Source organism: Caulobacter sp. B11 (assembly GCF_002737765.1).
In the GTDB taxonomy this organism is placed as follows: domain Bacteria; phylum Pseudomonadota; class Alphaproteobacteria; order Caulobacterales; family Caulobacteraceae; genus Caulobacter.
Window position 1 is genome coordinate 1 of sequence record NZ_PEGG01000228.1, and the last position, 7111, is coordinate 7111.

Sequence of the window (7111 nt, forward strand, 5' to 3'; positions counted from 1 at the left end):
TCGGCCGTCCAGTAGCGGCCGCCCAGGCTGTCGACGGCGCGGCCGAAGGCCTCGAACAGGGCCGGGCTCTTCTGCGAGCGGCTGTCGCCGAGGATCACGGCCTTGCCGCCGCCGAAGTCGAGATCGGCCATGGCGTTCTTGTAGGACATGCCGCGCGACAGCCGCAGGGCGTCGGTCACCGCCGCTTCGCTGCTGGCATAGTCCCACATGCGGCAACCGCCGGCGGCGGGTCCCCGCGCCGTGGAATGGATGGCGATGATCGACTTGAGGCCAGTTTTTTCGTCGAAGAAGGCGTGTACGCCCTCATGCCCCTCGAAATCGGGGGAATCGAACAAGGTCATGCCGTCAGTCTCGTCAAAGCCAGGAAGATTGCGCCGGGGTGTACGCCCGAGCGCCCCGGCTCACAAGCCCGAAGCTTTGCGCTGCGTCCTCAGGCCCCGGGGCAGACGCCGGGGATCGGCGGCGCGTTCGAGGGCCAGGCGGCGGTCGGGTCGCGCAGGAAGGCGGCGGCGTCGCGCCAGACCACCGCCGCCTGCCGGTCGACCAGCAGCAGGTGCCAACCCTGGGCGTAATAGGCGGTGCGGTCGCCGGGCTTGAGCCGCGCCGCGGCCTCGAAACTGGCGTCCTTGGGAATGATGTGATCATTGGCCCCGTAGAAATAGGCCACCGGAACCTTGACCTGGCCGATCAACGACCAGCCCGTCTCCATGGCCCCGACCAGGCCGTAGACGGTGTCGGAGCGCGCGCCCCAGATCATCAGCGGATCGCGGCCCATGCGGCGCAGTTCGTCGACATTGTCGCTGGGCTGCACCCGCTCGACCAGCCATTCCGGCGGCTTGACCACCCAGCTGCGCGCGGTGTGGGCGGTGATCCACAACATGGTGCGATTGGGCAGGGGCTGGGATGACCAGCCCCAGACCGCCGGGGCGAACAGCAGCAGGCTCTCGGCCGCCGGCGGCCGCGCCGAGGCCATGGCGGCGATGGCCAGGGCCCCGCCCATGCTGACCCCGGCCACCGAGACCCGCGCCGTCGGATGCCGTTCGCGCACCAGGGCGACCGCGGTGCGCAGGTCCTCGATCACCAGCTCGGCCGGGGCCCAGACCCCGCGATCGGGCGAGCGGCCAAAGCCGCGCACATCGAGGGCGTAGGTGGCCGATCCCCTGCTCGGCCCAGGCCTCGCCGGCCAGGCGGAAGGCGTTGGCATAGTCGTTCATGCCATGCAGGGCGACGATCACCTGACGGGGCTCGCCGTCGCGCGGCAGCCAGCGCATCAGGCCCAGCCGCGCGCCATCGAAGCTGATCAGCCCGTCGTCCTCGAGTCGCGGCCCGCGAAAGCCGAGCGCCGCCAGGCCGGGTCGCTGGATCACCGGCGCGCAGGCCGACAGGCCCGCGACCGAGGCGGCGGCGACAAGCAGGGCGCGGCGTGAGGTCATGACGCCAGAATGCCCGCGACCCGACGGCGAAGATAGGGCGCCACCTCGTCCTCGAACCAAGGATTGCGCTTGAGCCATGCGGTGTTGCGCCACGACGGGTGCGGCATGGGCAGGACATTGTCGGGCAGGTAGTCGCGCCAGGCGGCCACGGTCTCCGTCATCGTCCGCTTGCCCCTCTGGCCCAGGGCCCAGGACTGGGCGTAGCTCCCGACCAGCAGGGTCAGTTCCACGCCGGGCAAGGCCGTCAGCAACCGCTCGCGCCACAGGGCCGCGCAGCGCGGCGGCGGCGGATAGTCGCCGCCCTTGGGATTGGTCCCCGGAAAGCAGAAGGCCATGGCCGCCACGCCGATCTCGGCCCGGCCATAGAAGGTTTCCCGGTCGATCCCCATCCAGGCGCGCAGGCGCTCACCGGACGGGTCGTTGAACGGCAGGCCCGTCTCGTGGACCAGCCGCCCGGGCGCCTGGCCGCAGATCAGCAGACGCGTCCGCGGCTCGACCCGCACGACCGGCCGAGGCACGTGCGGCAGGTAGGGCGCGCAGGCGCGGCAGGCGCGGATGTCAGCGAGAACGGCGTCGAGCATGGCTCGCAGATGGGCCCGGAACGCGGCCCCGGCAAGCGGGACCGCGTTCCGGGCCCAGGCGACTTAGCCGCCGAGGAACGCCGTCTCGCGCTCGAGGATCGTCGCGAAGGACGGCCGGGCCAGGATGGCGTCGGTATAGGCCTTGGTCTTGGGCCAGCGCGACAGGTCGAAGCCCAGATGCCGCAGGTTGCCGAACGGGCTGGCGATGGCGATGTCGGCCAGGGTGATGCGGTCCTCCAGCAGGAAGCCGCTGCTGGGGGCGATCGATTCCAGATAGTCGAGGATCGGCGGCATCTCTTCCTGCTCGGCCTTCAACGCCACAGCCTCGTCGCCGTCGACGCCCATGAACCGGGGACCGACAATGCGGTTGAAGAAGATCTTGCCCGCCGCCCCGACGAAGATGGTGTCGGCCAGTTCCTCGAACCAAACCGCCCGGGCGCGGTTGCGCGGGTCGGTGGGGATCAGGTTCGGCTCGGGATACTGGGCTTCGAGATAGGTGACGATCGCGGTGGAGTCCGAGATCTGGAAGTCGCCGTCCTGAAACCCGGGGATCTTCTTGAACGGACTGGCCTGCAGGAAGGCCGGATCGGGCTGGCCGGGGCGGGAAACCTTGTTCTCGACCGTCAGGCCCTTTTCGGCGGCGAAGGCCAGGGTCTTGCGGACAAAGGGCGATAACGACGAACCATAGACGATCATGATGGCCTCCCAAGTTTTGGGAAACCTTAGGTCATCGAATGGGTTTCAATTCAAGACTTACTGCGCGCCCGCCGACGGAAATCCGCGGCCGTCGCGCCTAGGCCTCGTCGCCGGCCTCGATCTCGTCGATCTCATCGACCTCGTCGACCGCTTCGGTCGTGTCGGCCCACACGGTCGGGTCACCGTCCAGCGGCAGTCTCAGGCGATAGACGCCGCGAAAGCGATCGGGATTGACCGGCTTGTTGTGGCGAAGGATGGCGATCAGGCCCTGCTTGGCCAGCTCGATGGCGTCGGTGCGCACATGGCCCAGCAGGCGCTGCCAGCGCTCGGGCTGCACGGCCTTGGCGACCGACATCGGGTCGATGGACTTGCCGGCCGGCACGGCGGCCAGTTGGGACAGGATGGCGTCTTGGATCGGGGTGGTCATGAGCGGAGGGATGCCACGGTTTTGACGGCAGCGTAAGGGCGAGCGCTTGCGTCCCGGCGTCGCGCGGCTTAGTTGGCGGCGCGAAATCGCGGGGAGACGATCATGGACGGCGGCAACGAAAGCATCGGCGGGCCCCGCCTGGTCACTGACGGCGACTGGTCGGGCTGGCGCACCTGGTCGGGCCTGGACCCGTTCGAGGACCAGTCTGGACCCTTCTATTTCACCGAAGAGAACGGTGTCGTGCGCAGCGCCTTCCGGGCCGAGGCCCGGCACATGAACGGCGGCGGCTTCATGCACGGCGGCTGCATGATGACCTTCGCCGACTTCTCGCTGTTCGCCATCGCCTGGAAGCAGATCGAGGGCACGCGCTGCGTGACCGTCAGCCTCAACGGCGAGTTCATGGGCCCCGCCAAGCCCGGCGACCTGGTCGAAAGCACCGGCGAGGTGATCCGCGCCGGCGGTTCGCTGGTCTTCGTGCGCGGCCTGATCTCGACGGGCGGTCAGCCGATGCTGAGCTTCTCGGGCGTGATCAAGAAGATCCGTTCGCGCTAAACCGCCTTCAGCAGCTCCAGCACCTTATGCAGGCTCTCGGCGACGTGGATGCACTTATCGTGCATCTCCTCGTTGGGATCGAGGATGTCGGGGACCATGACGGTCATCATGCCGGCCGCATGGGCGGCGCGAACGCCGGGATGGGAATCCTCCAGCGCTACGCACATCGACGGGTGCACGTTGAGCCGGCGGGCCGCCTCCAGATAGGGATCGGGATGCGGCTTGTGACGCTCGACGTCGGTATTGGCGACGACGGTGTGGAAGCGCCGGACCAGGTCGAAACGGCCCAGATAGCGATTGACCGACTGGTGGCTGTTGGACGTGGCGATGGCGCGTGGCATGCCCAGGGCGTCCAGATGGTCGAGGATTTCCATCACCCCGGTCTTCAACCGCACCTCGGCCTCGAGCAGCAGTTCGACATCGGTCCAGACGCGGGCGAAATAGTCCTGAACCGGAAACTTGGCGCCGAACAGCTGGGTCAGCATGACCGCGCTCTCCGGACTGGTCTTGCCGACCATGGACGCATAGATCTCGCCGGTCATCGGAATGCCGAACGCGCTCCCCGCCTCGACCATGGCGGCGCGATAGACCGTCTCGGTGTCCAGGAGCAGGCCGTCCATGTCGAAAACGACCGCCTGGACGACGCGTGGAAAACTCACGAAGCGAACTCGTCGGCGCGATAGCCCTGAAAAAAGAGCAAGGCGGTGAGGTCGGCGTGGTCGACCTTGGCGTGGGCCTGGGCCGCGACGATCGGCTTGGCGCGATAGGCGACCCCCAGGCCCGCGGCCTCGATCATCGCCAGGTCATTGGCCCCATCGCCCACGGCCAGGGCCTGGGCGGCGGTCACGCCCAGGGCGGCGGTCTCTTCCAGCAGGGCGGCCAGCTTGGCCTCCTTGCCCAGGATCGGCTCGCCGACCTGGCCAGTCAGGCTGCCGCTCTCTTCGATCAGGGTATTGGCGCGATTGACGTGGAACCCGGCGGCCTGGGCCACTCGGGTTGTGAAGAAGGTGAAGCCGCCCGAGACCAGGGCGCAACGGGCGCCGTGGGCCGCCATGGTCCGCACCAGGGTCTCGGCGCCGGGATTGAGCCGCACGCGGTCGTCATAGCAGGCCTGCAGGGCGTCGACCGACAGGCCGGCCAGCATGCCGACCCGCTCGCGCAGGGCGCCCTCGAAGGCCAGTTCGCCGCGCATGGCCCGCTCGGTGATCTCCGACACCCTGTCCTTGACCCCGGCGAAATCGGCCAATTCGTCCAGGCATTCGACATTGATGATGGTTGAGTCCATGTCGGCGATCAGCAACCGCTTGCGGCGCCCCTCGACCGCCTGGACAGCGAAATCGACCGGCCGCGAACCGATGGCCACGCGCACCATGACGCTCAGCGCGGCGGCCCCGACCCCGCCCTCCACGGCCAGATCGATCGCGCCCTCGCCCAACCGGGTCTCGACCTTGACCGGCGCGATGGCGCGCACGGCGTCCAAGGCGGCCAGGAGCGCTGCGGGGTCGGGCGAGACGAGGGTGATCGCGAGCATGACGGGCGGCTATTGGACCCAGCGCGCGGCGTCAACCTCGCAAAGGGGATATTCCGCCGGAACAGCCGCGCGGCAGGCGAAAATGCGCGGCGCCAGGCCTCTAGTCGTTCATGACTTCAAGGCAGTGGGAAAACAGCGCCATGCCGCGCTGCTCGTTGGCGTCCTGACCGGGCTTGATCGGCGCTTCGACCATCAGGGTGGCCATGCTGGCCACGCCCCGACGCAGGACTTCGGACGGCTTTTCCCCCTTGGCGATCGCGGCGTTCATGCTGTCATTGAGCGCGATCTCGCCGCTCTTGCCCATCATCTTGAACAAGGGTCCGATCGCCTTGGCCCCGTCATCGTCGTTTGCACCGGCCAGTTTTTCCGTCAGACCGGGATTGCGGCGCAGGACCTCGTCGAAGCCGACAAACACCACGGCGCAACCCAGTTTCTGATCGGCCGTGATCAGCAAAGCCGGGGCCGAGGGCTGGGGAGCGGCGGCGACGGGCGTCACACCGAACAGGACAGCTGCAGCAAGGATGGCGCTCAAGGTCATTTTCATGGTTTCTCCCCCCGGGAAGGCTTCGGGCGCGCTGCGGTGAGGCCAATGGGACTCGACTCAAGATTGTCCGACAGCTTGACCATCCTTATCGCGGGACCCACCGCCAGCGGCAAGTCCGCCCTCGCGATCGCGGCGGCGCGGATGCTGGGCGGCGAGATCGTCAACGCCGATTCGATGCAGCTCTATGCCGGCCTGCCGATCCTCACCGCCGCGCCCTCGCCGGCCGAACTGGCCAGCGCGCCGCACCATCTGTTCGGCGTGGCCGATGCGACCGAGATCTGGTCCGTGGGCCATTGGCAAAGGGCCGCCGTCGAGGTCCTGGCGGCGATCGCCGCGCGGGGACGCCCGGCCATCGTGGTCGGCGGCACCGGCCTGTTCTTCCGCGCCCTGACCCACGGCCTGGCCGAGATCCCACCGGTGCCCGAGACCCAGCGCGAGATCTCCAGCCTGCTCTATGCCGCCCAGGGCGAGCCGGCCTTCCGCGACCTGCTGCATGACCTCGATCCCGAGGCCGAGGCGCGAATCGAGGTCGGCGACCGCCAGCGCCTAATCCGGGCGCACGGCGTCGCCGTCGCCACCGGCAAGGCCCTGACCGCCTGGCAAACCGACACCCGGCCCGTGCTGGCGCCCGGAAGCTGGCGCGGCGTGGTGCTCGAGCCGCCCCGGCAGGCGCTCTACGACCGCTGCGACGCGCGCTTCGTCCGGATGGTCGAGGCCGGCGGCCTGGACGAGGTGGCGGCCATCGCGGCGCGCAAGCTCAATTCGGCCCTGCCCGCGCTCAAGGCCCTGGGCTATCGCGAACTCGCCGCCCACCTGAACGGGGACATCGCGCTCAAGGCCGCGATCGCCGCCGCCCAGATGGAGACCCGCCGCTACGCCAAGCGCCAGATGACCTGGTTCCGCAACCAGACCCCGGACTGGGACCGCATCGAGGCCCTGGAGCCTGACGCCCAGGCCGAGGCCTTCAAGACCCTATTTTCGCTTCAAGAGACCCGTTCATGACCCAAGCCGCCCTGCCCGACCTTCCCGCCCTGGCCCAGGCGGTCGCCGCCCGGCTGATCGCGCGAAAAGAGACCGTGGCGATCTCCGAATCCTCGGCGGGCGGCCTGATCTCGGCGGCCCTGCTCGCCGTGCCCGGGGCCTCGGCCTATTATGTCGGCGGGGTGGTCACCTATACGGCGCGGGCCCGGATGCAGTTGCTCGACATCCCGCACAAGGCCACCGGAGGGCATGCGTTCGGCTAGCGAACCCTATGCCCAGCTGCTGGCCCGGGTGGTGCGCACCAAGCTGAAGGCGACCTGGGTCTGGCCGAGACCGGGCGCTTCGGGTCCAGCGGGCAACAGCTAT

The 7111-nt window shown here is 68.8% G+C and carries 12 protein-coding genes; 4 read left to right on the forward strand and 8 right to left on the reverse strand.

Annotated features, from left to right (window positions below; translation table 11 throughout):
• Together CSW58_RS09735 and CSW58_RS09740 are read right to left on the reverse strand one after the other, a co-directional pair.
• Positions 1-341 (reverse strand): Glu/Leu/Phe/Val dehydrogenase dimerization domain-containing protein (locus CSW58_RS09735; RefSeq protein ID WP_304441642.1); only part of this gene is annotated, 341 nt, incomplete at its 3' end.
• A gap of 89 nt (positions 342-430) precedes the next feature.
• Positions 431-1135, reverse strand: a complete 705-nt coding sequence (locus tag CSW58_RS09740) for a serine aminopeptidase domain-containing protein (protein ID WP_369825148.1) — start codon at positions 1133-1135, stop codon at positions 431-433.
• Positions 1136-1148: 13 nt separating this feature from the next.
• Between CSW58_RS09740 and CSW58_RS16250 the strand changes: the two genes are divergently transcribed.
• On the forward strand, positions 1149-1427 hold the full coding sequence (locus tag CSW58_RS16250; RefSeq protein ID WP_369825150.1) for a hypothetical protein: 279 nt from the start codon (positions 1149-1151) through the stop codon (positions 1425-1427).
• Positions 1428-1429: 2 nt separating this feature from the next.
• Here the strand turns inward: CSW58_RS16250 and CSW58_RS09745 are convergent, their stop codons facing one another.
• The 3 genes from CSW58_RS09745 to CSW58_RS09755 all read right to left on the reverse strand — a co-directional run bounded on the left by CSW58_RS09745 (position 1430) and on the right by CSW58_RS09755 (position 3137).
• Positions 1430-2014 carry a uracil-DNA glycosylase family protein gene (locus tag CSW58_RS09745; RefSeq protein ID WP_099447149.1) on the reverse strand — a complete coding sequence of 195 codons (585 nt, stop codon included), beginning with the start codon at positions 2012-2014 and terminating at the stop codon, positions 1430-1432.
• Between the two features lie 63 nt (positions 2015-2077).
• On the reverse strand, positions 2078-2710 hold the full coding sequence (locus CSW58_RS09750) for a glutathione S-transferase family protein (protein ID WP_099447150.1): 633 nt from the start codon (positions 2708-2710) through the stop codon (positions 2078-2080).
• Between the two features lie 97 nt (positions 2711-2807).
• The gene (locus tag CSW58_RS09755; RefSeq protein WP_099447151.1) at positions 2808-3137 is read right to left on the reverse strand and encodes a DUF3253 domain-containing protein; all 330 of its coding nucleotides are present in this window, start codon (positions 3135-3137) and stop codon (positions 2808-2810) included.
• A gap of 102 nt (positions 3138-3239) precedes the next feature.
• Here CSW58_RS09755 and CSW58_RS09760 point away from each other — a divergent pair, with 102 nt between their 5' ends.
• Entirely contained in the window at positions 3240-3689 is a 450-nt protein-coding gene (locus tag CSW58_RS09760) for a PaaI family thioesterase (RefSeq protein WP_099447152.1), read from the forward strand.
• Here CSW58_RS09760 and CSW58_RS09765 read toward each other — a convergent pair.
• The 3 genes from CSW58_RS09765 to CSW58_RS09775 form a co-directional block, all read right to left on the reverse strand.
• Positions 3686-4348: an HAD family phosphatase gene (locus CSW58_RS09765; RefSeq protein WP_099447153.1), complete on the reverse strand. Its 663-nt coding sequence runs from the start codon at positions 4346-4348 to the stop codon at positions 3686-3688. The genes CSW58_RS09760 and CSW58_RS09765 overlap by 4 nt on opposite strands.
• Positions 4345-5220, reverse strand: coding sequence for a phosphoserine phosphatase SerB (serB, locus tag CSW58_RS09770; RefSeq protein WP_099447154.1), 876 nt, complete (start codon positions 5218-5220; stop codon positions 4345-4347). The genes CSW58_RS09765 and serB overlap by 4 nt, the downstream gene beginning before the upstream one ends.
• Positions 5221-5320: 100 nt before the next feature.
• Positions 5321-5764, reverse strand: a complete 444-nt coding sequence (locus CSW58_RS09775) for a hypothetical protein (RefSeq protein ID WP_143755155.1) — start codon at positions 5762-5764, stop codon at positions 5321-5323.
• 45 nt (positions 5765-5809) lie between these two features.
• Here CSW58_RS09775 and miaA point away from each other — a divergent pair, with 45 nt between their 5' ends.
• Together miaA and CSW58_RS09785 are read left to right on the forward strand one after the other, a co-directional pair.
• Positions 5810-6766, forward strand: coding sequence for a tRNA (adenosine(37)-N6)-dimethylallyltransferase MiaA (gene miaA, locus CSW58_RS09780; protein ID WP_099447156.1), 957 nt, complete (start codon positions 5810-5812; stop codon positions 6764-6766).
• On the forward strand, positions 6763-7008 hold the full coding sequence (locus CSW58_RS09785; RefSeq protein ID WP_236627757.1) for a CinA family protein: 246 nt from the start codon (positions 6763-6765) through the stop codon (positions 7006-7008). The genes miaA and CSW58_RS09785 overlap by 4 nt, the downstream gene beginning before the upstream one ends.
• Positions 7009-7111: the final 103 nt, after the last annotated feature.

Excerpts from the sequence above, each read along its gene's own strand:
- CSW58_RS09745 (WP_099447149.1), bottom strand. The coding sequence starts at position 2,014 with ATGCTCGACGCCGTTCTCGCTGACATCCGCGCCTGCCGCGCCTGCGCG.
- CSW58_RS09750 (WP_099447150.1), bottom strand. The coding sequence starts at position 2,710 with ATGATCGTCTATGGTTCGTCGTTATCGCCCTTTGTCCGCAAGACCCTG.
- CSW58_RS09755 (WP_099447151.1), bottom strand. The coding sequence starts at position 3,137 with ATGACCACCCCGATCCAAGACGCCATCCTGTCCCAACTGGCCGCCGTG.
- CSW58_RS09760 (WP_099447152.1), top strand. The coding sequence starts at position 3,240 with ATGGACGGCGGCAACGAAAGCATCGGCGGGCCCCGCCTGGTCACTGAC.
- serB (WP_099447154.1), bottom strand. The coding sequence starts at position 5,220 with ATGCTCGCGATCACCCTCGTCTCGCCCGACCCCGCAGCGCTCCTGGCC.
- CSW58_RS09775 (WP_143755155.1), bottom strand. The coding sequence starts at position 5,764 with ATGAAAATGACCTTGAGCGCCATCCTTGCTGCAGCTGTCCTGTTCGGT.
- miaA (WP_099447156.1), top strand. The coding sequence starts at position 5,810 with ATGGGACTCGACTCAAGATTGTCCGACAGCTTGACCATCCTTATCGCG.
- CSW58_RS09785 (WP_236627757.1), top strand. The coding sequence starts at position 6,763 with ATGACCCAAGCCGCCCTGCCCGACCTTCCCGCCCTGGCCCAGGCGGTC.